The organism is Pseudomonas brassicacearum subsp. neoaurantiaca (genome assembly GCF_013608025.1).
In the GTDB taxonomy this organism is placed as follows: domain Bacteria; phylum Pseudomonadota; class Gammaproteobacteria; order Pseudomonadales; family Pseudomonadaceae; genus Aquipseudomonas.
In genome coordinates this window covers 179543-205369 of sequence record NZ_VDLV01000012.1, presented here as the reverse complement: position 1 = coordinate 205369, position 25827 = coordinate 179543, and the positions used below count along the sequence as shown (strand labels likewise).

Sequence of the window (25827 nt, the reverse complement as noted above, 5' to 3'; positions counted from 1 at the left end):
AGCGCCCAGCGCCACCGACCTGTAGGAAACCGCCCTGATGAGCCCATCGTTCGACGTCGTGGAACTCGCCACGACCTATGCCAACAAGTCCCCCCAGGACATTCTCAAGCTGGCCTTCGCCGAGTTCGGCGATGACCTGTGGATATCCTTCAGTGGCGCCGAAGACGTGGTGCTGGTGGACATGGCCTGGAAACTGAACAAAAACGTCAAAGTGTTCAGCCTCGACACCGGTCGCCTGCATCCGGAAACCTATCGTTTCATCGATCAGGTGCGCGAGCACTACAAGATCGACATCGAGCTGGTCTCGCCCGACCATACGAAGCTGGACCCTTTCGTGAAGGAAAAAGGCCTGTTCAGCTTCTACAAGGACGGTCATGGCGAGTGCTGCGGCATCCGCAAGATCGAGCCGTTGCGGCGCAAACTGACCGACGTTCGCGCCTGGGCCACCGGCCAGCGCCGCGACCAGAGCCCTGGTACCCGCAGCCAGGTGGCGGTATTGGAAATCGACACGGCGTTCTCGACGCCGGAGCGCACGCTGTACAAATTCAATCCGTTGTCGCAAATGACCAGCGAAGAAGTCTGGGGTTATATCCGCATGCTCGAGCTGCCTTATAACAGCCTGCACGAGCGCGGTTTTATCAGCATCGGCTGCGAGCCCTGTACCCGCCCGGTGTTACCGAACCAGCACGAGCGCGAAGGTCGTTGGTGGTGGGAAGAAGCTACGCAGAAAGAATGCGGGCTGCATGCCGGAAATATCATCGCCAAGTCCAAGACCGTTTAAGCGATCGACGAACTCTGTACACAAAAATGTCACCCTAGGTGGCATTTTTTGTGTGCACTTGATTCATGCCCGCCCCTAAAAGTTACACATTCGATCCCACCTAACCCGTCCTACCCTCCCGCTGGCGTCCGCCGAATAAAAAAATACCTGTTTAATCGGTCAATTTTTTATGGCCGAATTTCAGCTAGTTATTAAACAATCATAACGAAACGAAATTTCCGGCCAATCCGATAGACCCGTAAGTGGCATAAATCTGGCTTTAGTCGACAAGTGTTTTGTATACAACATTCATAAAACATACACACACTTTCGATCCGCAAGCCTGAAGCGCCCTATCCCGTACAGGCTGCAGATGCCCCATAACCAATGATGCTCGCCCCGCCGCGACGAAGATCTGCCGAGCCTCGCGCTCATGCATAGTCACCGTGGCCCGAGAATCAGGAGCCTGCCGGAATGCGTACAAGTCTTTCCAACAACATTGCGCTGGATCTGCCCTCCCCAACCGCTGCCTTCGATGAACAAACCGCAGCCCCCCTCACCTTGAGCCCAAGGCTGCACAACAAGGACCTTGCGCCGACCAAGGCCGAAGGTCGGCGCTGGGGCCGCTACAGCATCTTTGCCCTGTGGACCAACGACGTACACAACATCGCCAATTATTCATTCGCCATCGGCCTTTATGCCTTGGGCCTGGGCGGTTGGCAGATATTGCTGTCGCTGGGGATCGGCGCGGCGCTGGTGTATGGCTTCATGAACCTGTCCGGCTACATGGGACAAAAGACCGGAGTGCCTTTTCCTGTCATTAGCCGGATCAGTTTCGGCATTCACGGCGCGCAGATTCCTGCGTTGATCAGGGCGGTCATCGCCATTGCCTGGTTCGGTATCCAGACGTACTTGGCGTCCGTGGTGTTCCGCGTACTGTTGACCGCCATCCACCCAGGCTTTGCCGAATACGACCACAACTCGATTCTCGGGCTGTCGAGCCTGGGCTGGGTGTGTTTCGTGGCGATCTGGTTCGTGCAACTGATGATCCTCGCCTATGGGATGGAAACGGTTCGCCGCTACGAAGGCTTCGCCGGGCCGGTCATTCTGGTGACAGTCGCGGCCCTCGCCGGTTGGATGTACTTGCAGGCCGATGCAACCATCGCCTGGTCGATCCGCGAACCCCTGACGGGCGGCGAGATGTGGCGCAACATATTCGCCGGTGGCGCGCTGTGGCTGGCGATCTACGGCACGCTGATCCTCAACTTCTGCGACTTCGCCCGCTCTTCGCCGTGCCGCCGGACCATCGTCGTGGGAAATTTCTGGGGCCTGCCGGTGAATATCCTGGTGTTTGCCGCCATCACCATACTGCTCTGCGGCGCGCAGTTCCAGATCAACGGCCAAATCATCGAAAGCCCGACCCAGGTCATTGCCTCGATCCCCAACACCTTCTTCCTGGTGCTCGGCTGCCTGGCGTTCCTGATCGTCACCGTGGCGGTAAACATCATGGCCAACTTCGTCGCCCCGGCGTTCGTGCTCAGCAACCTGGCGCCCAAATACCTGACCTTCCGCCGCGCCGGGCTGATCAGTGCCGCCATCGCCGTATTGATCCTGCCGTGGAACCTCTATAACAGCCCGCTGGTAATCGTGTATTTCCTGTCCGGCCTCGGCGCCCTGCTCGGACCGCTGTATGGCGTGATCATGGTCGACTACTGGCTTCTGCGAAAAGGCCGCATCAACGTGCCACAACTGTACAGCGAGGACCCAAACGGTGCGTATTTCTACAGCAACGGGGTCAATTTGCGTGCGGTGACGGCGTTCATTCCGGCGGCGCTGATTGCGATTATCCTGGCGCTGGTGCCCGGTTTCGACAGTGTTTCACCGTTTTCCTGGCTGATTGGCGCTTCGATTGCAGGGCTGTTGTACCTGATCATTGCCAAGCGCGAGACCTATTACGAAGACGTCAGCGGCGAGTCCATCGCTGTGGATAACGTCAGCCATTAACCCAGGGGAAGCGGCCCGGTCGGTGCGGGTCGCCTGGTATTTCATTTAAAAGAAGGACAGCTCATGCGAATTCTAGTGGTCAACGTCAACACGACCGAGTCCATCACCCAGGCCATCGCCCGACAAGCCCAAGCGGTCGCCGCGCCGGGTACCGAGATCATCGGGCTCACGCCGCATTTCGGTGCCGACTCCATCGAAGGCAACTTTGAAAGCTACCTGGCGGCCATTGCGGTCATGGACCGGGTGATGTCCTACGACCAGCCGTTCGATGCGGTGATCCAGGCCGGATACGGCGAACATGGCCGTGAAGGCCTGCAGGAGTTGCTGAACGTGCCGGTGGTAGACATCACCGATGCGGGCGCCAGCACCGCGATGTTCCTGGGCCATGCCTACTCGGTGGTCACGACGCTGGACCGCACCGTGCCGCTGATCGAAGACCGGCTCAAGCTGTCCGGTCTGTTCGATCGCTGCGCCTCGGTGCGGGCCAGCGGCCTGGCGGTATTGGAGCTTGAGCAGGACCCGCAACGGGCGGTCGAAGCCATCGTGCAGCAAGCCGAACTGGCGGTCAGCCAGGACAAGGCCGAAGTGATCTGCCTGGGCTGCGGCGGCATGGCTGGGCTCGATGAGCAGATCCGCCAGCGCACCGGCGTGCCGGTGGTCGATGGCGTGACGGCGGCGGTTACCATTGCCGAATCGCTGGTGCGACTGGGGCTGTCGACGTCCAAGGTGCGGACTAATGCGACGCCTCGGCCGAAGAACATCGTTGGCTGGCCGGGGCGGTTTGGGCGGTAAGTGCACGGATCCAGACCGCATCGAACCCATCGCGAGCAAGCTCGCTCCCACAGTGGATTGTCGTGGTCACAAAATATGTGCTCGCTACAAACCGTGTGGGAGCGAGCTTGCTCGCGATGGGCCGCGCTTCGGTCAAGAGCCCAACTCAAACCGCACTGAACCGCTTGGCCAACCCCTGTTCGGCAAACCGCTCGATGATGAAATCCACGAACGCCCGGGTCTTGCCCGGCAGTAATTTGTGCTCGGCGTAGTAAATGGAGATGTTGCCATCATCGACATACCAGTCCGGCAGCACTCGCTGCAGCGCGCCGCTGTCCAGGTACGCCACGGCAAACGGCATGCTCACCAAGGCGATGCCCAGCCCTTGGGCTGCAGTGATGCAAGCGGCTTCGGAGTCACTCATTGTCATTTGCGCCTTGAGGGTCAACGGGCTGTGTTCCCGGTTGCGGCTGGTCAGTTGCCATGAACGGACCCGCCCAGTCTGCGGCGAGCGGATCAGAATGCCGTGATGTGGCGCCAGGTCTTGCGGCTCAAAGATGGCGGAGTGACTCTGCAGATACGCTTGGGATGCAACCAACACCCGATGAGCCACCGTCAACTTGCGCGCCACCACGCCTTGGGGCAGCTCGAAACCGCCGCCAATGGCCGCGTCGAAGCCTTGGCCGATCAGGTCAACCTGGCGATTATCGAAATGCCAGTCCGGATTGATTGCCGGGTACCGTCCCAGGAATTCCCCCAGCAACGGCACGACGAACAAGCGCCCGAACGCCGTGCCCATGCTCACCTTCAGCGTGCCGGCTGGCTGCCCCCCGGCGCTGGCGAGGTTGGCAACGGCGTTCTGGATCGTATTGAAACTGCTGCCCACTTCCCGCAGGAACAACTGCCCGGCCTCGGTCAAGGTCAGGCTGCGGGTGCTGCGCTGGAACAATCGCACGCCCAGGCGCGCCTCAAGCTTGGCCACGCTCTTGCCCACCGCCGCGGGTGTCAGGCTCAGGCGTCGCGCAGCCTCGGCGAAGCTGCCGACCTCGGCGCTGCGAACAAAACATTCGATACTGCTGAAACTCTCCATGGCGCCCACTATAAACTTTTGGTTTACACAGACTATATCAACGAAGGTCTACCCAGCCGATAGCCTAGTCTTGATACTCGCCCCATCAACCGCGGCATTTCGCCCCGGCACCTTTGGAGAAATACATGAGTACTCAAGCACTGAACGGTAAAGTCGCCTTGATCCAAGGCGGTTCCCGCGGCATCGGCGCCGCCATCGTCAAACGCCTCGCCGCAGAAGGCGCTGCTGTAGCGTTTACTTACGTCAGCTCCGGCGCAAAATCCGAAGAACTGCAGAACAGCATCACCGCAGCCGGCGGCAAAGCTTTGGCAATCAAGGCCGACAGCGCTGATGCCGACGCCGTCCGTAACGCCGTCACCGCCACCGTCGAGGCTTTTGGCCGGCTGGACATCCTGGTCAACAATGCTGGCGTGCTGGCCATGGGGCCACTGGAAGAATTCAAACTCGAAGATTTCGACCAGACCCTGGCGATCAACGTGCGCAGCGTGTTCGTTGCCACCCAGGCCGCCGCGCGGCACATGACCGAGGGCGGTCGGGTCATCAACATCGGTAGCACCAACGCCGACCGCATGCCCTTCGCCGGCGGCGCCGCGTACGCCATGAGTAAATCTGCGCTGGTGGGGCTGACCAAAGGCCTGGCCCGTGACCTCGGCCCGCGCGGCATCACCGTCAACAACGTGCAGCCCGGCCCGGTGGACACCGACATGAACCCGGCCGACAGCGACTTCGCCTCCAGCCTGATGGACCTCATGGCAGTCGGTCGTTACGGCACGGTGGAAGAAATTGCCAGCTTCGTCGCATATCTGGCAGGCCCGGAAGCGGCGTACATCACCGGGGCCAGCCTGACCATCGACGGTGGTTTTGGCGCCTGACGTCAACTCGTAAAAAAGCCGGTCAGGGCTGAACCTTGACCGGCTTTTTCCATTATGTCGAAGCAGTTGTCATGCCCATTCCAATTCCGGCAAACCGCACAGGCTCGGCTGGAACATTCTCAAGGAGCGAATGATCCCGTCGGCGTGGGCGTATTTTTCGTCCGCCATGGCCGAGTCCGGAATGGCGATGGCGGTCATGCCAGCGGCTTTCGCAGCAGTCACGCCGAATGGTGAATCTTCGAATACCAGGCAGTCGCGGGGCTCGACACCCAGGCGCCGGGCGGCGGTGAGGAAGATATCCGGCGCCGGTTTCGCCGCGCCGACTTCAGGATCATCTGCCGTCACGATGCAATCGAACAGTGCAAACCAGTCCCGGTGCAATGTAGTTTTCAACGCGAAGGTAGGACTCGACGAACTGGTTCCCACCGCAATCGGAATGTTGTGGGCCTTCAGATGCCGCACCAACTCCTCCGCGCCAGGCATCCCCATGGCGTGGGGAAAACGCTCGCGCATCAGCGGTTCGCGGATGAACAGGAATTCTTGCGGGGTGATCGGCAACTCCAGCGCCTGGACGACGTAATTGGCCAGGTCCGTGGCCCCACGCCCGATGATGTTCTGCTTGACGCTCCAATCGAACGTGCGCCCGTAGCGCTCGGCGATAATGGAGGTCACCTCGGTGTAGATGCCCTCGGTATCGAGCAACAAGCCATCCATGTCGAAAATCACAGCCTTGATCGGGCCAAACTTTTTCAGTGGTGCATTCATCGCATCTGATCCGTTATCAACACAACATTCCAGGGATGGCTCAGGTGCGGCCAGCGTAGCGTGTTCGCCTTAAAGGATTCAGCAGAATAGCGAAGGAGGCTTGGAACCGGCAATGGGAAATCCATGGAAGGGTTTTGTGGCGAGGGAGCTTGCTCCCGCTCGGTTGCGCAGTGACCGTAAGATCGTGGGGCTGCTTCGCACCCCAGCGGGAGCAAGCTCCCTCGCCACAAAAGCGGAATCGGTTTGGATGACGATGCAGCGGTTATTGACTCGAGCTGCCGGAGCCGCTCGACCCCGAGCTGCTGCCGCTGCCACTGGTACCGGTTCCACCTCCACTGGAAAAACCGCCGCCCATCGAACTGCCACCGCTGGTGGAGCCGCTTCCGGTGCCCGGGCTGGTGCTGCTGCCGCTGGCATCGCCGCCATTTCCTCCACTCACCGAACCTGGCGGCAGTGCATTGCCACTGGCATCGGTGGTGGACCCGGCGTCCATCTGGGTCGAAGGCGGCATGCCTCCCTTGTCGACCGGCGCGCTGTCCGAGGACTGTGCGAAAGCCGCCCCTGCGCTGGCCGAAAGAATCCCGGCCAGCGCCAGGGCCGTCACGTTTGTCTTCATCATGGCAAGTCTCCTTTTCAAGATAACTACCTGATGTCTGGCAATCATGGCGCGCCGATGGTGCCGCAAAATCGACGGACGGGGGTGAGGGTCAGCTTGGCTTGCCGGACGCATCGTCGCCCGCGATATCCGGGTCGTCCGGCGTCGCCTCGACGTCCTGATCGTCGCTTGGGACTTGCTCGACGCCGCTATCGTCATCGGGTGGTCGCTGATCGCGACTCAGCGAATCGGTGGGCGAAGGCAGCGGGTATTCCGGGGTTTCATCGTCGTCGGGAACAGGCGAATCAGCTGACATGATGGCCTCCTGGTGATGCCGTTTCAGGAACAAGCGCGATTACTTGTAGGACTCGTCCTCAAGCTCTACGTCTTCATCATCTTCGATCAAGGGAACCTGGGCGTCGTCCATCAGCGAGCCGGGGTCTTCATTGCCCGGGTCGTTGACACCCGGATCGTTGATGAAGGGCACGCCCGAGGGGCCTTTTTCTTCCTTGCCTTCGGTTTCCGGCGTCATGGCATACCTCGCAATCGCAAGTGGGTGTATGAATTCGAGGAGGTGGAGCGGCAAACGTTCCGGGGAAATGCCCAATAAGAACAAACCCGGCACAAGGCCGGGTTTGTTCATGCATGCATGAGTTTAGCGATGCTTTCTCTTGTGCTTATGCTTCTTGCCGCCCGAATGACCATCACCATCATTGGACAGATTGCTACCCAAGGCACCACCCGCCGCCCCGCCAATACCGGCACCGATGGTGGAGCCAGTCGAACCGCCCAAGCGGTTGCCAACGATCGAACCACCGGCCGAACCCAGCCCGCCACCAATGGCCGCTTCCGTACGGCTGCCCTTGCGAGCCCCCACCGCACTGCCGGCGGCGCCACCCACACCGGCGCCAATCGCAGCGCCGGTGCTGCCGCCCATCTGCTGGCCGACCACATTACCCAAGACACCGCCAAGACCACCGCCGACCGCAGCGGTACCGTCGCCAGCGGCCATTGCGCCCTGAGCAACCACAAGCCCAAGCACCAAGGTGGACAAAGTCAAACGCATGATAAGAACCTCAAGAATGCCGCATCGGGAAAGATAGGGTCGGTGCGCGCGGGCGCGAGTGTACGCCAAAGCGCGTCAGCCTTGACGGTTGGACCACAAACGCAACGGTTGTTTTATGACAGGCAAAAAAAAGCCCGCTGGGGAAACGGGCAGGTACTGCTTTCTAACGGATGAGCTCAGGGTACGTAGCCGAGTGTGAAAGAAACGTGAAAGCGATTGTCTGTAGGAAAAAGATTAAAAATATTTACAAAACTCGCCTGTTCCCTAGTCGTTCCAAAAAAAAAGCCCCATTCGATGACGGGGCTGCGCTTGCTTTATTTCCTGATCGGAATCCTGGGTAGAAACTTGGCTTTTTCCCCTCGCTGCACTTTGGATACCTTCGTCTTGATGGACTTGATTGGCTCGTCACCAAAGTCCGATCGATAAGCCGCCTGACCACACTGCAAACCTTCGTTGATCGGGTACGCGGCTCCGTTCTCCTCGCTGTACGGTGCTCCCATCGTCTTTCCCCTTTTTGTCGAGACCAATACCGGCAACAACCGATTGCCTGAAAATATTGGCCTTCACGATAGTGAGACTAGCTGGTCATCAACGGACCGCTCATTCACCAAACCCTTGCCCGACGAATGGAAGCCACTGTTTCAAAAAGGAAACACTCACTCTACGCCTAACATTGTCCGACTCAACGCCCGGGAAACCTGATCGGCCGAGTACGGTTTGGAAAGAAACTCGAAACCCTCGTGCCCACTGTGGGCCAGCTCCTCGCTGTACCCCGAAGTCAGCACCACCGGCAGGTCCGGGCGACGCTGGCGCAGTTCCCGAGCCAGGGCGAGACCACTGATGCCCGGCATGACCACATCGGAAAATATCGCGTCGAAGGCCATCGCATCGAGGCCGACCATTTCCAATGCCTCTTCGGCGTTCGTTGCCCAGGCTGTTTCATAGCCAAGGTCTTGAAGGATCTGGTTGGCAAAACGCCCGACTTCCAGATTGTCTTCCACGACCAGAACCCGGCGCTTGCCCTGCTCCAAGACCAGTGAGGGGATCTCTTCCTTTATCGGCTCATGCCTTGCCTCGTGCTCGACCTCCGGAAGGTACAGGGTGAAGACCGTTCCCTCGCCAAGCACGGTCGAAACGTCTACGTTGCCGCCCGATTGCTTGGCGAAGCCAAACACCTGGGACAGTCCCAAGCCTGTTCCCTTCCCCACCTCCTTGGTGGTGAAGAACGGCTCGAAGATATGCTCAAGGTTCTGCGGCGAGATACCTGTGCCGGTGTCCTCCAAGGCGATGGCTGCGAAGGGCTGTCCTGCTCCGGCATGGCCGCGGATCGGCGGCATGCCATCGCCGCACGTGAGCCGAAGCCACAGCGTGCCCTGACCATTCATCGCATCCCGGGCGTTGAGGGCCATGTTGATCAGCGCTGTTTCAAACTGGCTCAGGTCGGCACGGATGTAACAAGGCCGCTCGCCCAACTCGACGATGACCTGGATCCGCGCCCCCGTAACGGTTTGCAGCATGTCGCCCAGGCTCTGCACCTGCTTGCCGACATCGATGACTTCCGGTTTCAACGGCTGGCGCCGGGCAAACGCAAGCAACTGGCTGGTCAGCTTGGAAGCCCGTTCCACGGTTTCGGAGACAGCCGTCATGTAGCGTTGGCGACGTTCGTCAGACAGGTTGGGCAAGCGCAGGAAGTCCACCGAAGAACGGATGATGGTCAGCAGGTTGTTGAAATCGTGGGCCACCCCGCCGGTCAGCTGTCCGATGGCTTCGAGCTTCTGCGATTGGCGCAGCGCCGCTTCGGTCTGTTTGAGCCGTGTGGTGCGTTCCTCGACGCGTTGTTCCAGCGTCGAATTCAATTCAGCCAGCGCTGCCAGGCCTTCACGCACCGCGGCGTCGGCTCGGGCACGCTCGATGTGGGCCCAGCATCGCTCCCTGACTTCAATCAGCAAGGCCAGCTCGTTCGAAGTCCAGGTCCTGGGGGTTTTATCGTGGATGGCCATCAGGGCGGTCAGACGTCCGTCTTTGATCAACGGGACGCAAATGGTGGCCGCGATACCGATGGACTGGAACGCCGCCGCTTCCTCCGGCGCCAGCTCCGCCAGGTTGTCGTTGATCACCAAAGGCTTGCCGGCCCGCAGGTTGTTGACCGCCAGCCGACCGAAATCCGCCAACCGGTAATGCCCAACGATACTGGGCGACCCGGCCCTGGCCCAATCGCCGCGGATCGTGAAGCCGTCCTCGTCCTCGTCCATGTCCGCATAGGCGCAGTTGGACAGGTTGAGATGCGCCGCGAGGATCCGCGCAGTGGTCGCCATGATGGCTTGCGGATCGGTGGCATTCGCCACGGCGCTGCCGATGGCATCGAGCACGGCCAGGCGTTGGGTCATGAGCACCGTGGAAGTGGTCTCGGTAACCGTATCGAGCATGCCCACGACCTTGCCGAACTGATCCCGAATGGGGCTGTAGCAAAACGTGAAATATGCCGGCTCCGGGCCGCCGCCCCGCTCGATGATCAAGGGGAAATTCTCGATATAAGTCGCTTGCCCTTCGAAAGCCGCCTGTACGATTGGACCGATATCGCTCCAGACCTCCCGCCAGACCTCATTGAATGGCCGCCCCAACGCCTCGGGCTTGCTTCCGAGAATGGGCAGGAACGCATCGTTGTACAACGTGATCAAGTCCGGCCCCCACACGATCGCCTGGGGAAAATGCGAGGCCATGCTCAGCGCCACCGTCGTCTTCAGCACATCGGGCCATTGTTCAGGCAGCCCCAGCGGGGTGCCTTCCCAATCATGGCGTCGCACCCGTTCAGCCATTTCTCCATAGCTCTGGAGCCAATCTGTCATGCGTTCGATCCTTCAGCCGCCAAAAACAATGGAGGGGGAACGCTTGTGACCTCAAGCCAACGCGTATTATCCCGAGCTTAGATGTAATTCACGATTGAGATTAGGGAAGTGCCAGGCCGCCTATGAGCGGCAAAGGTAAAAATGGGCGGAAGGACTGCGGCGACTTTCTAAGCGGCGTTGGAAATAGCCCTGATGTAGCTGAAGGTCATACGCAGTCGTGGCGAGGGAGCTTGCTCCCGCTGGGCTGCGTAGCGGCCCCTTTTGTGAGCGCTTCGCACTCAAGCGGGAGCAAGCTCCCTCGCCACAGGGTTCAGCGTTTTTCTGATGGGAATAGCATTCCGGCAGGTCCTGCGCTGGCCTGCAGACTAACCTTCCAAAATGCCCATGCAAGGACGTTCAGAAAACCATGCCCGACCGCAAACAACTCCAGCGAGATGGCTACGCCCTGCTCCGTCGGGCGATTCCGACGGATTGGCTAGCTGACCTTCGCGCCGTGTTCGATGCAGGCGTGAGGCCGTCGGAGCAATGGCCAGTGCCGCGTGACAGGGATTGGCGCTATTCGATGCTGGACGATGACCCGAAGATCCAGGCTGTTTGTCGCCTCCCCCCGCTATTGGCCGCGGCGGGCGAGCTGATCGGCGAGCGGTTCTTCCTTTCACAAGTGGAAGGACGCGAGCCCGTTGCCGCTGGCGGTCACCAGCAACTGCACCGAGACTTGTCGGCCCAACGGCCAGGCGACATCGCAATCGCCCTGGCCTTCTTCGACGATTACGGCCCCGAGAACGGCGCGACACGGATTGTCCCTCGCAGCCATCGCGCCGAAACGGGAGAACCGCCCTTCGACTTCCACGACGAGTCACGCTCTATTCAGCTTTGCGGCCGTGCCGGTGACATCCTGGTATTCGATGTCGATCTGGTGCACGCGGGCAGCCTGAACCTGACCGGCAAACGCCGACGCTCCATTCTGATCAGCTATTTCTCAGAGGCGTTATACGTGTCACACCTGGAAACCGTGGGGCTGCGCAACATTCGGATGGACACCCGCGATCGATTCGAACCAGGCTTCAAATCAGCCGATCCACAACCCTCGCATTCCACAACGCCCGATATTGCTCCCGCCAACCCGGACTGCCCTTGTCCAGCCACTCCAATGTCGCCTCGACAGTGTCAGGGCTGATCATGAAGTGATTGATATGCTCCTCGATCCGCTCTTGCGAGAGAAACAGCGAGTCCAGGTAGCCATTGAAAGAATCGGCCAGCACCACGTACTCATCACCTTGCTGACGGCGCCCGGTCCAGGCAGGTAAGCCCGCCACCATCGCCGCCACGTCCTGGCGCCCTTCCCGCAAATCCAGCAACAAGATACTCGCGCCGCCGTCGCGACCGATCGGCAGCAATCCCGTGGCGGGGAAGCCGGGCTGAGTGCGCAGTTGCTCCAGTTCAAAGGGGTTGGACTCATACTTCTCATCCGGATCCAGCCCGTACAGCGAAAAGCTGAGCAATTCCTCATCGCCATTGGCCAACCTGGCCAGCACGTCATACTCCAGGTAGGCGCCGTTGCAGGTCTTGAGAAACTGGCGATAGTCGTCCGGCAAACGGGCGCCCAGGCTGGCTTCCAGATCAGCGATGGCCCGGTCAGTGGCGCCTTCGCGGGTGTCTTCGAGGATTAATCCACGGTAGTCAGTCATTCAATATCTCGCAGTGGTGTTGGGGCCGCGCCATCAGTCGCCTTCAACGCGGGCAGGCACTTGCGAGCAGTCTCGACGAAGGGCGTGACAATCAGGCTATATACCGTCAGGTAACGCTGATGGTCCTGTTCTCCCGTGCCGAAACGCAAGCGCTCGGGCTGCGAGCGGGTGACATAGAGCGTGCCGAACATCCAGTCCCACAGCGACAGATTGATGCCGAAATTGCGGTTGAAATGACGAGGGGCATCGCTATGGTGAATCTGGTGCTGGGCCGGGCTGTTCAGCACATGTTCCAGCACGGGTCCAAAAGACAGCCAGACATGGGTGTGACGCAGATTCGCCGCCAGGCTATTGAAGATGAACACCAGGTACGTCACGCCAAACAGCGTATAGCGGCTGATCTCACCGCCACAGACGTACAGGAAACCGCCCGCGAAGAGGCCCAGGCAGGCGACGACGCCAAGCTTCTCGACGATCTTCTCCACAAAGTGCACCCGACTCGCCGTGGCCGGCACTAGCACGGGCGCCGAATGATGCACCTTATGAAACGCCCAGAGCCAGCGCGAGTGAAACGCCCGGTGCACCCAGTAATGGGAGAAATCCTTCACGAGGAACACCCCTAGCCCATAGGCCAAGGCGAGCCCAAGATTCTCGCCCAATCGCGGACGCGCGCCCCACAGATTGCTGAAAAAAGCCGCGTAGTCCCCGGAGCGCAGGATGTACGGATCGACCAGGTGGACAATAGGCAGCACCAGGGCAATCTTGAGAATCGCCCGGACAAAGTAGTAGCGATAATCCAGCAGCGCCGAACGGTGCAGATTCACCCGGCTGCCACCGATGAATTGCCAGAACGAACGGGCATCGGTCAGGCCGCGGCGCTTTCTGTAACGGAACAGCCCATAGGCGACAGAATAGGAAGCGCAGAGAAACAGAATTCCGAATCGGCCGTTCAGATTGAAGATGCCGAGGAACTGCTGGGAGATGGGTGCGAACACCCATGCGCTCAGGTAGTGATAGACAAAGGAGAACGCGTCCACGAATGCCAGCCTGTGTCGAAGGAGCGGTATTGTAAATCAGTCGCGTTGGGGCGGGCTTGGTTTTCAAGTATTTTAATAGGGGCGCCAAACCAGATCGATTTAAAAAGGACGAATATGACATTGACGGTCGAATGTTTGGTCAGGATCGCCATGACCAATCCCATCAACGCACACATCACCGCGCGCTTGCCTTCGCTCGGTTTGAACCAATGCATGCTCACCGCAGGCTGCCTGTTCCAGGCCGTCTGGAACCACCAATCGCAGCGGCCGACGGATTGGGGCGTCAAGGACTACGATATTTTTTACTTCGACCCAGACTTGTCTTGGGAAGCCGAGAATGAAGTGATCAACGCCGCGCAGCAGCTCTTCCGTGATCTGGGTGCCAACATCGAGGTCAAGAATCAGGCTCGCGTCCACCTTTGGTACGGCCAGCGGTTTGGCAAACCTTATCCTCAGCTTCAGTCGGCCAAGGATGGCGTTGATCGCTATCTGGTTACGGGTACGTGTATCGGACTGGACGCCGAAACAGGCGAAGTTTATGCGCCTTACGGCCTGGACGACGTGGAACAGGGCATTCTTCGTATCAACCCAAAGAACCCGCAGCCAGATTTGTTCGATGAGAAGGCGAAGAGTTATCAGGCTCGCTGGCCATGGCTCAGGATTATAGAGAGCGGCTGCGAATCCCCATAATCCCGTGGCGAGGGAGCTTGCTCCCGCTGGGTGGCGAAGCCGCCCAAAGGTTCTTTCAGAAAAAACGGCATCAAGGGTCTACGACGGCTACGCCGCCGAGCGGGAGCAAGCTCCCTCGCCACGGAGCGTGTATCTATCAAGACTATGTATGTACCTTGCTGCCGCCTTCGCGAGCAGGCTAGCTCCCACAGGAGATCGGCGGCGGACAGCCGCTCCGTGGAATTCAATCTTGACTCATCGTCCCCGAAAAACTCGCCTCCACCGGCCCGATAAGAAACACCGCGCCCACGCCGTCCCATTGCACCGTCACACTTCCGCCATCACATTCGACCTCGACGGTGTTGTCCAATAAACCACGACGAATTCCGTTAACAACCGCACCACACGAGCAAGAACCCGAACCCAGCGCGATACCGGCACCACGCTCCCAAATGCGCAATCGAATGTGCTTGCGATCAATGACCTGGACGAAATGAACGTTGGTCTTGAGCGGAAATAGCGCATTGGTTTCGATGGCCGGTCCAATCATTGCGATGTCAACGCTAGCCAGGTCATCGACAAAAAACGTGCAATGCGGATTGCCCATGTTGCAAGCGGCTGGGCTGCCGGCAAGTGGCAAGGCAGCAGTGTCCAGTTCTTGTGCCAAGGGAATGTCCGACCAACCCAAAAGTGGCACGCCCATGTCGACGGAAATGTCGCCGGTCGAGGTTCGTTCGCAAGTCAGCAGGCCCCGGTTAGTCCGCAGCACCAGCGAAGTAATATTCGCTTCGCGCATGAGCAGGTCCGCCGCTCCCCGCGTCGCGCTGCCGCAAACATCCAGCGCGGAGCCATCCGCGTTCCAGAACATCACCCGCGCAGCGGCATCGTCGCAATCGAGCAGTACCGCGAGTTGGTTGAAACCAACACCGCGGTTGCGGTCGCCCATTCGCTGGGCCAGAGCACCTGTCACCGGACTGGCCGAATTTCGCGAGTCGACAATAACGAAGTCATCACCGTTGGCGTGCATTTTGTGGAAGTTCAGCGGCATGAATTGATCCTGATATGGGAACTGATAAAAAGGCACTCGGAGCAACCTGGGCTCATTCGGGTAAAACCGGGTGCACCTTTGACGCAGCTTTTTTCCCAGACCACTCCTCACGCGTCATCTCCCAAACCTCCTTGAGCAACGACCCACAAACAAAATCCCCCTGCTGCGTCCCGATCATGCGCATCCCCTCGCGCTCCGAAATTCTGCGCGAAGCCAGGTTGCCCACCGCCTTCGGCACTCGCATGACCGGACGTTCCAGCGCTTCGAACCAATAGGCATTGATCGCCTCGCAAGCCTCGCGCATGTACCCCTTTCCCTGCCATTGCGGCGCCAGCCAGAAACCTCGGTTGTTGCCAGGCTGGTCGTACAGGCTGATGCTGCCGATGCATTGCGCGGGATCTTCGGTAATACGGATCATCCAGTGCCATTCGCGTCCGGCAGCGATAGCAGGAAGCGCATGGTCACGCACGTAGGTCAGCGCGCCGTCATCCGGGTAAGGCCAGGGCACGCGACTGTCCAGGTAGCGGACCACTTCCCAATGTGGGAATAGCCGTTGAATCGCCGGTGCGTCTGCCAGTTCAAGGGGCGTGAGAATGAGGCGGCGGGTTTGGAACGTGGGGATGGGGTCCAAGGTGAATTCCTTTTCTAACGTTATGACGTCCTCTGAGCGGATGCTGCCAGCGTAGGTCCGATAAACCAAGCTGCACATCCAGCCACGGCGAACGCCAATCACATCGTTTCGCGGCCTACACTGGATACGCTCAGTATCATGAACCATATAAGGACATCGCCTTGCGACAAATTGCCCTCAGCGATAGAAAACTCCGAGGTATTCCCCGCCGTCTCCGCGCGCTGGAGCGCTGGGCCGCGAAATTTGACGGCCAGTTCTACCCTCACGTCCATAAAAACGAGCGCTACGCGCATTGGAAAATCCCAGTCATCAGTTCACTTGTTCAAGGTCCGCAAGCACAGATCGAAGTGCAGGCCTTCTGTATTCAACAGTTGCTGGAAGCAGCCGAGCATCTTTCCCGTGCGGCGGATCGCAGCCAAGGCTATTACCGCATCGCCTGCCTGCTGGTTTGGCCCTGGGTCCACCAAAGTGAAGTTACAGTGTTCTACGACCGTGATTACTACTTGAGCTTCCTGGGACAGCACAACTCCCTTGCGCCATTGCGCTTGAGCGACAGACTTGCCTTGGATGTGCCCGAATACTTCATCGAGAATGGACACGATGTAACCCAGAGCGACGATGAAGTCGACGTTCATTGGTGGTGCATCGGAGAGCCTGCCTGACAATGAAGACACGCTCAAACCTCATCGCCGGTTTGGCCCTCGCGATTGTCGCGACACTGAGCTGGGCGTTGAACTTCATCGCGCCCTACGTCACTGGCGCCTACACCATTTATGACCTGATGATCGTACGGTTCTTGATCGCCGGTGTCTTGGGCCTGGGTGTGGTGGTGCTCTATCGGGCCCAGCTTCGGCGCCTGCGCCGTAACCAGGTGCTTCTGGCCGCGAGCCTGGGCGTGTTCGGCTATCTCGGTTATAGCGCGTGCATCGCCGCCGGTGTCATTTTCGGTGGGCCGGTGCTGACCCCGGCCTTTATTGGAATGGTGCCGGTGTTGCTGGCGTTGCTGGGCAACGCCACGGCGAAAACCCTCCAGTGGCGCAAACTGGCGATCCCACTGTTTTTCTTGACGGTCGGACTTCTACTGTCGAATCTCGGCGCTCTCCATCAACCCGTTTCAGGTGATGGGACATGGCTGCTGGGTTTGTTGTTTTCAATCGGTGCAGTGGTCTTGTGGCTCGCATTCAGCTGGTTGAATCAACGCGCCTTGCTGAAACTGCCACCCCACGCGTCAGGCGCATGGACCGGCCTCATGATGGCCGGTGCGGGAGTAGGAACCTTGTGCTTGTTACCGACTGTGCAAGCGTTGGACCTGCTCAAACTGCCCAGCCTGGGTTTTAGCGTACCCGTGGCGGGACCTTTATATCTCTGGGGTTTCGTGATCGCGCTGATGTCATCGGTCATCGGTGCCTGGGCTTGGAACGCCGCGTCCCGGCGCCTGCCGATGGTGCTTTCCGGGCAATTGATCGCCTTGGAGTCGCTGTTCGCGACCCTACTGGGCTTGTGGTTTCATCATCGGCTGCCGACGCTCCTGGAGGCGTCAGGTCTTGCTGCCGTGCTTGTCGGGGTGGTCATGGCGGTGCGTATCATCCTGACGACACAGGGCTCCACAACCGTCCCTGCCCCTTGATCAGCAGGTAATTGCCCTACCCCTTGTCCGGCCCTTTGGCTGCCTTCGTGCGGCCCTTCGAGGTCACGGTTTTGTATTCACCGGCACCGGCCTCCTCCACTGAATAGGCGGGCAACGCGTTCTCGTGCAAGACGTAATAACCTGGGGTTTTATTGATAGATAAAGGGACAGTTTCGATATGAGCCGCCAGCTTTCCCGAGGTCACCGATAGAAAAGCTCCCGGCTCCATCCCAAACCGTTCTGCCAGCGCGTAAGCCATCTTGTGACTGATAGGCCGATCGCCATTGAGCACTTTGGACACCGCTGTTTTGTCACCGATTTCAGGAAGGTCTGAACCGGTGAGCCCGAGCGTCTCCATCAGGTCTTTGATCAGTTGCACAGGCGTACAGGTCGCCTCAAAAGCAGCATTCGATTCGCGAAACTGGGCGGAGTCGCGCTGGTAAGCCAGGATTTCGTCCTCAAGCTCAACGAGAATTCTCTCCTCGACCTTGCTGAGTTCGCGTCCGTCGGTGAGCTCATCTAGCAAGTCCGTCGCGCGTTCATAGTCGGCGCGGGTCTTGATGCCATGCACGAACTCACCGCGCAGGCGATCCAGTACGGCGTGCAGTTCGCCAAGCGTCGCGATCAGGGTTTGAAAATCGTTCCGGGCTGCGCTCATCGTCTTGTCCCTTTATTTCTTGCATACCAACTGTTGGCAACGTCGTAACCGGCATGCGTGTAGATGTGTTTGACGTAGAACTTCTGCCGGGCATAGTTGACGCCGCCGATCACCCTGAGATTATTGCCGCCGACGTCGATCACCACCCAGTTCATTGCGGCCCTGGGCTTGAACAGGTCGACGCCGTGGGTACCGAAAATCTTTTGCAGGTCAGCGAACGCCTTGGGGCGTGCCATCCTTAAAATGCGCAGGCAACGATCAAGACCGGCCTTGTCGTTCGGGTACAAAATCGCAGCGTCGTCAAAACGTGATGGTGTGAGTATATCCATGGGCGTCCTTGTCTTTGGGCCGATGGTACTCTGGTTGTGCTTTTTCACAACTCCGATTTATTGGCGATGGCGGACTCAATGCTGTGACAAATAGGCGATCTGGCCGGCAGCATTGGGGTCAGTGGGTTGCTGTCCACACATCCCGAGACAAATCCACGGGCCCTGCCGACCCAACCCGCCAGAAAACCTGGCAATTAGCTCCTCTGAAGGGACATCCCTTTCACCCCGTCACACACCCCTGCGGCACTCTTCCCGCAAAACTGTCCACCAGGCTCGCGACCACCATCGCCCCCATCCGCGTGCGAGTCTGCAACGTCGCACTTGCGCGATGGGGTTGCAGCACCACCTGTTCATTGCCGAACAATGCCTCAGGCGCGTGCGGTTCGTCGGCAAACACATCCAGCGCCGCACCGGCGATGTCTCCCGCAGCCAGCGCTGCCACCAGGTCGGCCTCGTCGACCAACTTCCCGCGCGCAACGTTGATCAGGTAACCGCCCTTGCCCAAGGCACGCAGCACCTCGGCGTCAATGATGGCTTCAGCCTTGTCGGCGGCTGCGGCGAGGATCATGGCGTCGCTGTCGCGGGCCAGTTGTTTCAAGTCAGCCACGAAGGTGTGGTTCACGTCACCCATGGGGCGCAGGTCGGTGTAGCTGATCGGGCAGCCGAACGCGGCGGCTCGGGTTGCCACGGCGCGACCGACCCGGCCCATGCCGACAATGCCGATGCGCATGCCGGACACCTGCCGCGCCAACGGCAGCGGGGCCAGTGGCGTCGGGCTCTGGGGCCACTGGCCGGAGCGCACGTAGCGGTCACCGGTGCACACCCCGCGACACACGGCAATCAATAAACCAATGGCCAGGTCGGCGACGTCTTCGGTCAGCGCACCAATGGTGGCCGTCACGCGGATTCCGCGATCCCGGGCGTAGGCCAGGTCCACCGCATCAGTGCCCACGCCGTTGACCGCAACGATTTCCAGGCTGGGCAGTTGCGCCATGAGCGCCTGGCTGATACCCGTATGCCCACCGGTGATCACGCCGCGAATGTTGCCACCGTGCTCGCGCAAGTAAGCTTGTTTGTCGGCCTGTTCGAAATAGCGTCGGACGGTGAACAGCTCGTTGAGCCGGGAGTTTATTTCGGGAATCAGGATCGGGCTGAGTTGCAAGACTTCTGGCTTCATATAGACCTCGTGACGGAATGGAAGGCGGGCTCAACCGCGACCGGCAAACGGCATGGCGGTGGCCATGACGGTCATGTTCAGGACGTTGGCCGACAGCGGCAGGCCGGCCATGTAGCGCACGGCATCCGCCACATGCTTGACGTCCACCATGGGCTCCACCGCGATGCTGCCGTTGGCCTGGCGTACGCCCCTGGTCATGCGCTCGGACATTTCGGTGAGGGCGTTGCCGATATCGATCTGGCTGCAGGCGATGTTGTACTCGCGCCCGTCCAAGGCCAGGGATTTGGTCAGGCCCAGCACCGCATGTTTGCTCGCGGTGTAGGCGCTGCTGAACGGTCGTGGGGTGTGCGCCGAAATCGAACCGTTGTTGATGATGCGTCCGCCCTGTGGTTGCTGTCGGCGCATCAGGCCGAAGGCGCCACGGGCACACAGGAAAACGCCGTTGAGGTTGGTATCGATCACGTTTCGCCACTGCTCGAACGTCAGTTCATCCAGCGGCACGGCGGGGGCGTTGACCCCGGCGTTATTGAAGATGACGTCCAGGCGTCCGTAGACCTCTTCGACGGTGGCGAACAGCGCATCGACGCTGGCCGGATCCCGCACGTCAGTCGGTACCGCCAGCGCTTCGCGCCCCTCGGTTGCCGCCAGGTCGACCAACGCCTGCAACGGTTCCGCGCGGCGTCCCGCCAGGACCAGGGTGTACCCGTCCTGCAACAACCCCAAGGCCACGGCGCGGCCGATCCCGCTACCGGCGCCGGTCACCAGGGCAACTTTCAAAGTGTTCGACATGTCGTGTATTCCTTTTAAAAAATCGGTACGGCGAGGCCGGGTTCAGGGGCGCGGGCCGACGCGCATTTCCAACTGCCCGACGCCATCGATGCCGGCGTTGATCACGTCGCCTGGATGCAACACATCAACACCGGACGGGCTGCCCGTCATGATCAGGTCGCCGGCCCGCAGCGCCACCGATTGGGAAATCCTGCTGATCATTTCACTGACCGACCATATCTGGTTGTCGAGGCTGTCACGCTGGCGTTCCTGGCCGTTCACGCTCAACCAGAGTTCGCCATCCGGGTGCCCTGCCTTGGAGACCGGCACGATGGCGGTCATCGGCGCAGCCCCATCGAATACCTTGGCACCTTCCCAGGGCAGGCCGTCGCGCTTGGCCGCCAACTGGACGTCGCGCCGCGTCAGGTCAAGCCCGGCCGCGTACCCCCAGACATACGCCAATGCCTGGCTCTCCGGAATATTCGCACCGCCCTCGCCAATGGCGACGACCAATTCGATTTCATGGACGAATGCCTCCGTCATCGTCGGAAAAGGCACCTCCCCGACCGCATCGATGACACAACTGGAAGGCTTCATGAAAAACACCGGAGGCAGGCGGTTCTGGCCGCCTTGGGTGTCTGGCCACGGATAATTTCGACCGACACAAAACACCCGGCCAACGGGAAAGCGCTGAGGGGTGCCGATCACCGGCAGGGATACGGGCAGGTCAGGGGTAAAGACGTATTCGGGCATGTTCATCCTGTTGAAAGTCCTGTTGGAAGCATCAGCGTACGGCGGCATTTCCCGAGAAAGTTGGACGAATGCCGCCTCGTATTGGAGAAAAACAGTTATTTCCTGTGCTCAGCGCGCCTTCAATTCGATGCGATACAAACGGCCGAGCAGCAAGGAATAAGACAAGGTGCCGACCAGCGCCACGCCACCGATGAACCAGAAGGCCAAGGCAAACGAGCCGGTCTTGTGGACGATCGCGCCGATCACGATAGGCGTGACGATCCCGCCGATGTTGGCGGCCAGGCTGGTTATCCCGCCGGTCAGCCCGATCAGTTCCTTGGGCGCGACTTCCGACACGGCCGCCCACGAGGAAGACGCGATCCCTTGGGCGAAAAAGGCGACGGTCAATACCGCAATGCAAATCACGTTCGAGTCGGTGAAATTCACCAGGACGATGGACATGCCCAGCATCGATCCGACCACCAGCGGCAACTTGCGGGCAAACGACAACGAATAGCCGCGGCGGATCAACAAGTCGGAAATGATCCCGGCCAGCAGGATGCCCACCGTCGCGCCCACGAACGGCAGCACGGCGAAGATTCCGGCCTTGATCATGGTCAATTGGCGTTCCTCGATCAGATACGTCGGGAACCAGGTCAGGAAAAAGTACAGCGCCGAAGTGCTGGCGAACTTGCCGATGCAAATCGCCCAGACCTGACGGTAGCTGAACAGCTCGACGATCTGCCGCCAGTTGAACCGGGTGCGCTCCTGGCTGCTCTTGACCAGCCCTCCCCCGGCTTCGATGTACTTGAGTTCTTCTTTGCTGACCTTTTTGCAGTTCATCGGGTCGCGGTACAGGTACAACCAGGCGATGCCAAAGACGATGCCGAGCGCACCGGTGCTGTAGAAAACGTGCCGCCAATCGTAGGTCGTCGCCAGCCAGAGCAGCGCACCGGTAAACAGCGCCGTCCCCAAGTATTGGCCACAAACATAGATGCTACTGGCCAGCCCCCTTTCCCGCGCCGGAAACCACACCGTGACCGCCCGGCTGTTTGCAGGAAATGCCGGTGCCTCCATCGCACCAACAGCCAGGCGTAAGCCGAACAGCGAAGCAAACCCCGTGGCAAAACCCTGGCATACGGTGACGGTTGACCAACTGATCAGCGACACCCCGTAGGTAAACCGGGAACCGAAGCGATCGGCGATGAAACCGGCGGGTACCAGGGCCAGCGCGTAAGTCCAGGCAAACGCGGAAAAGACCAGGCCCATCTGGATCTTGTCGAGACCCAGGTCCTTGGCCAGGAATGGCGCGGCAATCGAAATGTTTACCCGGTCGATGTAGTTGATGATCGTTGCAATCAACAGCAACGACAGCATGAACCAGCGCCGCCGCGACGGCAGTCGCTCGGACACCACGGCATCCCGGGCGCCGGCAATACCCGGCGGCGCAGTGGTCTGGGAGGTGTGTGAATTCGACATGAGGGGACCTCGTTATTGTTAGAAGGGTCGAGATATTTGCGGACAGCCGAAGCCATTGCCCTCGAAATTCGGGGCAGGACAATCACAAGTTGATGAGGGCTCGGTCAGCCGTTGTCAGGCGTTCGCAGACGTCAGGCGATAGCGTTGACCAGGAGGGTCAGGGAGCAGCGGAAGGACATTCATGATGTGCGCACCTTGGGTTGTTTTTGGATAGGTCGGGTTGCGTTGCCCCAACAGTGGTCGTACAACAATCCGAAATCAACCGCGGCTTTAGATCGTTTTTTCCTTCCAAAACAAGGTTGGACAAACCTGTCCAAAAAAATCGGCAAATACAGCGACGGCCAACGGTGTTTTATATGACGTGTAATTACTTGTTTTTTAAGTAAAAAAAAACAAATATTACGCCCGCATCGATTTTGGACAGCCTCTCCAATCGCCATCCTCTACAAAAATCACCCTTCTCTGATGTCATCGTATAACCACTTGTAAACCTGCCGCCCCGTTGGTCACAATCCCGTCATCAAGCGCTTGTCGAGGATTCCAAGGCGATGTCATTACCGAACCGAGTCCCCACCTACGTCATGCAACAACGCAGCGAATTGACGGACTTCTATATCCGCGACAAGAGAGGACGACGCGCCGAAACCAGCCCGCACCGCCACGAATATTTCCAGATTCAGATCAACCTTGGCGGCGACACCGTGCAACACATCGGCAACGTCCAACGACCGTTCCCACGCAACACCCTGGCCTTCATCCTGCCCCACCGGGTGCATGTGATTCCGCACCCGGCGGACAGCAATTTCGTGGTGATCAATTTTTCCCAGACCTTCCTGCTGCCACATTTGCAATGCGACCCGATGGACCTGGAAGAAGTCTCGATTCTGCTGGCGCCTGAACTGTCACCGTTCCGCTTCCAGGAACACCTGGACTTTGTCCTGAGCGACGAGGATTTCGCCAAGATACGTGCGTTGATCGAACAGATGCGCGCCCTGGACGAGAACCGTCAGTTCGGCACTCGTGAAATGCTCAAGGGCTTGCTGCTGCAACTGATCGGCGGCGTCTGCGCCTTGTATGCCGAGCCGCTCAAGCGCTTGGCCGAAGAGAACGCCGCCGAAGTCAGCCGACGCGATGCGCTGGGCAGGATGTCCGAATACTTGCGCAAGAACATAGCCGACCCCGACCTGAACCTGATCAAAGTGGCGGCGGCGACTTACCTGTCGCCGACGTACCTGACCCACTGGCTGCGCAAGGAAATCGGCAAGACCTTCACCGAGCTGGTACTTGAACGCCGGATGCATGCGGCGCGCAACTACTTGCTCAACGGAACGCGGCCAGTGGGCGAAGTGGCGAGGTTGTGTGGATTCGCCGACGAGGCTTACTTCTCCAGGCGTTTTCGCCAGATACACGGACAACCGCCGGGGCAGTTCAGGCGGCAGCAGTTGAATCCGGACAGTCCGCAGTTGCCGTTGAATACCTGAACCGCAGCGTCATGTTTCGGGCGGATCACTGGTGTGCGGGTTCTACGCGTCGCATGAGATCATCCAGCACGTAGGTGTCCAAGGACGCCGTTACTTCAGTGACTTGGCCATTCTTGAACGTCATGTGCCACAGATAGGTATTGTTGTAGGGTTTCTGATCCAGCGCCGTGGCTCTTCCGTGCCAAAGAACAACCACGACGTCATCCTCGGCAATAATGCTTTGCACCGTGGGGACAATCGGCGTTGCCAATCGCGCAGTGATTGACCGCACGACTTGGGTCAACTCGGCCTTGCTGGCGTACACACCGGAAACGGGGCTTGTCCCCGCCACGGTCCATCTGGCATCGGGCGCCAACAGATCGAACACCGTGCCTTTGCCCCGCTGCCAATTTGTGAATGCCTCGCGCACCAGCGTCGCATTGGTTTGCTGGGTTGAAGTTGGCGACGCTCCAGCGATCGATGTCGAAAGTGCTAGGCAGATGGCGATGGCATGAAGATGTAAGACTGAACTCATCGATAGTTTCATGATGTCTCTCGCAGCAATGCTATGGATTAAGGCTCTTTAAAAAGAACCTTAACGATATGCGCGCAGAAACCTTTGCTTAATACTGCTCGACGCTTGCCTGTTGCTATTCGAGCCTGGTCTTATCCATTCAGGACGTCTTCATAGAACGCAAGCGCAGCCACGTTCTTATCCTTCGCTTCCAACATGATGTCGAAGCGGTCCAGAAACCTGAGGCCCCCTCCGGCCCAACCCGCATGGCACCCGTTTCTGTCTGTTGCGCAGCACCGAACGGCGTTTCTCCGATACGCTGCTCAGGCAAAGAAAGTCCAAGGCCTACAGACAAATACCCAGCAACACCCAGCTCCAGCGCAGAGGCTACATCACCTTGCGCCTTTGCCTACAACTAAGCCAGAATCCGCCCGCTTGTGCGCCTTGGTCCATATCGGTAGCTTGGTTCCCGTCACTGCTCATCAGTGATCGGGTTTAGCGACCCGAATCGGTATGGATGCAACAGCACTCGTTATTTCGTTGCGGATGTAATGTCTGTAATCGCTGCAATGGCGGCTGTTCGCGGGAGACCTTCGGGTCTGCCGGGCTCCTGTACCCCCGGTTCGCTAACCTGCGTCCAGCCGCCACCCTTACTTGCTTAGCGACAAGTCATGGTGGCCCAATCAGGTCAGGAGATTCACCATGTTCAAGGTCACACCCAATCCTCCGGAATCGGACCCCTCCTCTTCCTACTCAAGCCTCGACCCGGAGAAATTCCACGAAGCCACTGAGCGGGCGCTTGATTATTATTTGAAGCCGCAACAGGCCAAGCCCAAGGAAGAACCACCAGCGGATCAGCTATTCACCGTCGTCGAGAGCATCGACGCTGAAAGTCTGCTCGCCAACCTCAGCGAAAACCTGGCCTCCGCCAATGCCATGATCAGTGACCTGGCATTCGATCTTGAAGGTTCTCGCCGACATGTTGCGATGGGCATTCAGCAAGTCATTGAAGTGAGTGAACTGCTGGCGAATCGTGCGCTGGCTATCGTCGATCCGCGGTAGCAAGGGGCCGTGACCGAAAGGGCTGGCCGGCGCTTGTAGCCTCCCCTGCCTAAAGACCGTCGGCTCGCCCAATCGGTGCAAGCGCGGCAGCCTGTGCAGTGTCATTTCAAACACTGCGCAGGCACCCCATGCCCTTTTTTAGACACCAAAAACCACAAACCCCCGACTTTCTCTAGGAA

General features: G+C 59.2%; 28 protein-coding genes. 10 read left to right on the top strand and 18 right to left on the bottom strand.

What is annotated here, in order from left to right:
- Positions 1-37: 37 nt before the first annotated feature.
- From FHK92_RS10690 to FHK92_RS10680, 3 genes are all read left to right on the top strand, one after another.
- Entirely contained in the window at positions 38-781 is a 744-nt protein-coding gene (locus tag FHK92_RS10690) for a phosphoadenylyl-sulfate reductase (protein ID WP_181288017.1), read from the top strand.
- A gap of 453 nt (positions 782-1234) precedes the next feature.
- The gene (locus FHK92_RS10685; protein WP_181288016.1) at positions 1235-2764 is read left to right on the top strand and encodes an NCS1 family nucleobase:cation symporter-1; all 1530 of its coding nucleotides are present in this window, start codon (positions 1235-1237) and stop codon (positions 2762-2764) included.
- 63 nt (positions 2765-2827) lie between these two features.
- Complete coding sequence (locus tag FHK92_RS10680; RefSeq protein ID WP_181288015.1) at positions 2828-3556, top strand: aspartate/glutamate racemase family protein; 729 nt, start codon at positions 2828-2830, stop codon at positions 3554-3556.
- Between the two features lie 145 nt (positions 3557-3701).
- Here the strand turns inward: FHK92_RS10680 and FHK92_RS10675 are convergent, their stop codons facing one another.
- Positions 3702-4625 (bottom strand): LysR family transcriptional regulator, encoded by a 924-nt coding sequence (locus FHK92_RS10675; protein ID WP_181288014.1) that lies wholly within the window; start codon positions 4623-4625, stop codon positions 3702-3704.
- A 125-nt stretch (positions 4626-4750) separates the two neighbouring features.
- Here FHK92_RS10675 and FHK92_RS10670 point away from each other — a divergent pair, with 125 nt between their 5' ends.
- Positions 4751-5497, top strand: coding sequence for a 3-oxoacyl-ACP reductase family protein (locus FHK92_RS10670; protein WP_181288013.1), 747 nt, complete (start codon positions 4751-4753; stop codon positions 5495-5497).
- Between the two features lie 69 nt (positions 5498-5566).
- Here the strand turns inward: FHK92_RS10670 and FHK92_RS10665 are convergent, their stop codons facing one another.
- From FHK92_RS10665 to FHK92_RS10640, 6 genes are all read right to left on the bottom strand, one after another.
- Positions 5567-6262, bottom strand: a complete 696-nt coding sequence (locus FHK92_RS10665; RefSeq protein ID WP_181288012.1) for an HAD-IA family hydrolase — start codon at positions 6260-6262, stop codon at positions 5567-5569.
- 262 nt (positions 6263-6524) lie between these two features.
- Positions 6525-6881 carry a hypothetical protein gene (locus FHK92_RS10660; RefSeq protein WP_181288011.1) on the bottom strand — a complete coding sequence of 119 codons (357 nt, stop codon included), beginning with the start codon at positions 6879-6881 and terminating at the stop codon, positions 6525-6527.
- Between the two features lie 88 nt (positions 6882-6969).
- Positions 6970-7173 (bottom strand): hypothetical protein, encoded by a 204-nt coding sequence (locus FHK92_RS10655; RefSeq protein WP_030137787.1) that lies wholly within the window; start codon positions 7171-7173, stop codon positions 6970-6972.
- Between the two features lie 39 nt (positions 7174-7212).
- On the bottom strand, positions 7213-7389 hold the full coding sequence (locus FHK92_RS10650) for a hypothetical protein (RefSeq protein ID WP_181288010.1): 177 nt from the start codon (positions 7387-7389) through the stop codon (positions 7213-7215).
- Between the two features lie 123 nt (positions 7390-7512).
- A complete protein-coding gene (locus tag FHK92_RS10645) occupies positions 7513-7923 on the bottom strand; it encodes a hypothetical protein (protein ID WP_030137786.1) in 411 nt (136 codons plus the stop codon).
- A gap of 656 nt (positions 7924-8579) precedes the next feature.
- Positions 8580-10769: a GAF domain-containing hybrid sensor histidine kinase/response regulator gene (locus FHK92_RS10640; protein ID WP_181288009.1), complete on the bottom strand. Its 2190-nt coding sequence runs from the start codon at positions 10767-10769 to the stop codon at positions 8580-8582.
- Between the two features lie 406 nt (positions 10770-11175).
- On the opposite strand from FHK92_RS10640, the gene FHK92_RS10635 reads away from it, so the two are divergent.
- Positions 11176-11946 carry a phytanoyl-CoA dioxygenase family protein gene (locus tag FHK92_RS10635; protein ID WP_181288008.1) on the top strand — a complete coding sequence of 257 codons (771 nt, stop codon included), beginning with the start codon at positions 11176-11178 and terminating at the stop codon, positions 11944-11946.
- Here FHK92_RS10635 and FHK92_RS10630 read toward each other — a convergent pair.
- Positions 11834-12457: an SMI1/KNR4 family protein gene (locus FHK92_RS10630; protein WP_181288007.1), complete on the bottom strand. Its 624-nt coding sequence runs from the start codon at positions 12455-12457 to the stop codon at positions 11834-11836. The genes FHK92_RS10635 and FHK92_RS10630 overlap by 113 nt on opposite strands.
- Entirely contained in the window at positions 12454-13494 is a 1041-nt protein-coding gene (locus FHK92_RS10625; RefSeq protein WP_181288006.1) for a sterol desaturase family protein, read from the bottom strand. The genes FHK92_RS10630 and FHK92_RS10625 overlap by 4 nt, the downstream gene beginning before the upstream one ends.
- Positions 13495-13608: 114 nt before the next feature.
- On the opposite strand from FHK92_RS10625, the gene FHK92_RS10620 reads away from it, so the two are divergent.
- Positions 13609-14184 (top strand): nucleotidyltransferase family protein, encoded by a 576-nt coding sequence (locus FHK92_RS10620; protein ID WP_181288005.1) that lies wholly within the window; start codon positions 13609-13611, stop codon positions 14182-14184.
- Positions 14185-14407: 223 nt separating this feature from the next.
- On the opposite strand, the gene dapF is transcribed toward FHK92_RS10620, so the two are convergent.
- Both dapF and FHK92_RS10610 read right to left on the bottom strand, forming a co-directional pair.
- On the bottom strand, positions 14408-15211 hold the full coding sequence (dapF, locus tag FHK92_RS10615; RefSeq protein WP_181288004.1) for a diaminopimelate epimerase: 804 nt from the start codon (positions 15209-15211) through the stop codon (positions 14408-14410).
- A 52-nt stretch (positions 15212-15263) separates the two neighbouring features.
- Complete coding sequence (locus FHK92_RS10610) at positions 15264-15842, bottom strand: GNAT family N-acetyltransferase (protein WP_181288003.1); 579 nt, start codon at positions 15840-15842, stop codon at positions 15264-15266.
- A gap of 161 nt (positions 15843-16003) precedes the next feature.
- Between FHK92_RS10610 and FHK92_RS10605 the strand changes: the two genes are divergently transcribed.
- Together FHK92_RS10605 and FHK92_RS10600 are read left to right on the top strand one after the other, a co-directional pair.
- Positions 16004-16504, top strand: coding sequence for a DUF3916 domain-containing protein (locus FHK92_RS10605; RefSeq protein WP_181288002.1), 501 nt, complete (start codon positions 16004-16006; stop codon positions 16502-16504).
- Positions 16505-16506: 2 nt separating this feature from the next.
- Positions 16507-17469 (top strand): DMT family transporter, encoded by a 963-nt coding sequence (locus FHK92_RS10600; RefSeq protein WP_181288001.1) that lies wholly within the window; start codon positions 16507-16509, stop codon positions 17467-17469.
- 16 nt (positions 17470-17485) lie between these two features.
- On the opposite strand, the gene FHK92_RS10595 is transcribed toward FHK92_RS10600, so the two are convergent.
- The 6 genes from FHK92_RS10595 to FHK92_RS10570 form a co-directional block, all read right to left on the bottom strand.
- Complete coding sequence (locus FHK92_RS10595; protein ID WP_181288000.1) at positions 17486-18127, bottom strand: helix-turn-helix domain-containing protein; 642 nt, start codon at positions 18125-18127, stop codon at positions 17486-17488.
- Entirely contained in the window at positions 18124-18456 is a 333-nt protein-coding gene (locus tag FHK92_RS10590; protein ID WP_181287999.1) for a type II toxin-antitoxin system HigB family toxin, read from the bottom strand. Before FHK92_RS10590 ends, FHK92_RS10595 begins: the two co-directional genes overlap by 4 nt.
- Positions 18457-18676: 220 nt before the next feature.
- Positions 18677-19633 (bottom strand): 2-hydroxyacid dehydrogenase, encoded by a 957-nt coding sequence (locus tag FHK92_RS10585; RefSeq protein WP_181287998.1) that lies wholly within the window; start codon positions 19631-19633, stop codon positions 18677-18679.
- A 30-nt stretch (positions 19634-19663) separates the two neighbouring features.
- Entirely contained in the window at positions 19664-20422 is a 759-nt protein-coding gene (locus tag FHK92_RS10580; protein WP_181287997.1) for an SDR family oxidoreductase, read from the bottom strand.
- Between the two features lie 42 nt (positions 20423-20464).
- The gene (locus FHK92_RS10575) at positions 20465-21160 is read right to left on the bottom strand and encodes a fumarylacetoacetate hydrolase family protein (RefSeq protein WP_181287996.1); all 696 of its coding nucleotides are present in this window, start codon (positions 21158-21160) and stop codon (positions 20465-20467) included.
- A 102-nt stretch (positions 21161-21262) separates the two neighbouring features.
- Positions 21263-22612: an MFS transporter gene (locus FHK92_RS10570; protein WP_181287995.1), complete on the bottom strand. Its 1350-nt coding sequence runs from the start codon at positions 22610-22612 to the stop codon at positions 21263-21265.
- A gap of 548 nt (positions 22613-23160) precedes the next feature.
- Between FHK92_RS10570 and FHK92_RS10565 the strand changes: the two genes are divergently transcribed.
- On the top strand, positions 23161-24093 hold the full coding sequence (locus FHK92_RS10565) for a helix-turn-helix transcriptional regulator (RefSeq protein ID WP_181287994.1): 933 nt from the start codon (positions 23161-23163) through the stop codon (positions 24091-24093).
- Positions 24094-24118: 25 nt separating this feature from the next.
- Here the strand turns inward: FHK92_RS10565 and FHK92_RS10560 are convergent, their stop codons facing one another.
- The gene (locus tag FHK92_RS10560; protein WP_258232631.1) at positions 24119-24619 is read right to left on the bottom strand and encodes a nuclear transport factor 2 family protein; all 501 of its coding nucleotides are present in this window, start codon (positions 24617-24619) and stop codon (positions 24119-24121) included.
- 669 nt (positions 24620-25288) lie between these two features.
- On the opposite strand from FHK92_RS10560, the gene FHK92_RS10555 reads away from it, so the two are divergent.
- A complete protein-coding gene (locus tag FHK92_RS10555; RefSeq protein ID WP_181287993.1) occupies positions 25289-25648 on the top strand; it encodes a DUF6124 family protein in 360 nt (119 codons plus the stop codon).
- Positions 25649-25827 lie beyond the last annotated feature (179 nt).